The organism is Kribbella sp. NPDC059898 (assembly GCF_042730855.1).
Taxonomy (GTDB): domain Bacteria; phylum Actinomycetota; class Actinomycetes; order Propionibacteriales; family Kribbellaceae; genus Kribbella.
On sequence record NZ_JBHWKR010000040.1, the window covers coordinates 1 to 1,352 of the forward strand.

Consider the following 1,352-nt stretch of genomic DNA (forward strand, 5'->3'; position numbering starts at 1 on the left):
GGGCCATACCCCCGGTTCTTGGACACGGTGGTGGATTTATGCCGCTGACGGGAGCGTAGCGGTGTAGTTGGTCTCGTGGGTGTTCGGGGACTGGTAGTTGCACCAGGAGTGGCGGCGGCGGGTGTTGTAGCGGACCAGCCATCGGAAGACTTGGCGGTGGCAGGTGGTCTCGTCTGGCCAGGTGTTGTGGTCTTGGAGGACCTCGCGTTTCAGGGTGGCGTTGAACGATTCGGCGAGGCTGTTGTCGGCGCTCGTCCCGATGGCGCCCATGGACTGGGTGACGCCCAGTTCGTGGCAGAGGCGGGCGTAGTCTTTCGAGGTGTAGACCGATCCGTGATCGCTGTGGAAGACCGCTCCGGCGAGGTTGCCGCGGGTTGCTTGGGCTGCCTTGAGGGCGTCGGTGACGAGTTCGGTGCGCATGTGGTCGGCGACGGCCCAGCCGGCCAGGCGGCGTGAGTAGCAGTCGATCACCGTGGCCAGGTAGAGATTGTTGCCGTCGGCAAGTGGTAGGTAGGTGATGTCCCCGACGTACTTGAGGTTCGGGGCGTCGGCGGTGAAGTCGCGGTTCAGCAGGTCGGGCACTTTGCGGTCCGCCGGCTCGGGGATCGTGGTCTTCACCCGCCGCTTGCGCTGGTAGCCGCGGATGCCGTGCTCGCGCATGACGCGGGCGACCCGCTTATGGTTCACCCGCTGGCCTGCGGCAGCACCGTCGTTGAGCTCCGCGGTCACCCGCGGCGCACCGACGGTGTTGTCCTCGCCGTGGATCGACCGGATCCGGTCGGCGAGTTGAGCATCGGCCGCGGCCCGCGCGTGCCGGGCGGGAGCGGCCTTCAGCCAGGCGTAGTACGACGATCGCTCGATCTCGACGAGCCCGCACAGCCGCTTCACCTCGTAGGTGGTGGAGTGGTCGGCGACGAACTGGAAGCGGGTCACCAGCGCGTCTCCCCGGCGAAATACTTGGCTGCCTGGCGCAGGATCTCCCGCTCGGTGCTGAGCTTGGTCTTCTCCGCCCGCAGCGCGGCGTTCTCGGCCTCGAGGCGAGCGATCTTTTCCTCCGCCGACTCCGCGGGCACCGGGTCCGCGTGCGCGCCGCTACCCGTGCTTGTGGTCTTGCCGTCGGCAGTCGTGTGCTTGCCCGTGCCGTACTGGTCGACCCAGCGTTTCAGGGTCGCCCGTTCGACCCCGAGATCAGCCGCGATGCCTTTCAGCGTCGCGCCCGGGGTGGACTCGTACAAGTCGACGGCCTGCCGACGGAACTGTTCGGAGTAGTTCTTGCGGGCCATGGTCAGGATCATCTCGCTTACTCCAGCAACTGCTGGATTCGGCGTGTCCAAGAACCAGGGTCAGGGCCC

General features: G+C 66.9%; 1 protein-coding gene. It reads right to left on the reverse strand.

Annotation, left to right across the window (positions count from 1 at the left end; translation table 11 throughout):
* Positions 1–36 precede the first annotated feature (36 nt).
* Positions 37–1,283, reverse strand: a protein-coding gene (locus ACFV9C_RS44765) for an IS3 family transposase (RefSeq protein WP_380204275.1) whose coding sequence is annotated in 2 segments (ribosomal slippage) — positions 37–950 and positions 950–1,283 — 1,248 coding nt in all. Because the reading frame shifts where the segments join, the coding sequence is not laid out codon by codon here.
* Between the last annotated feature and the right edge of the window lie 69 nt (positions 1,284–1,352).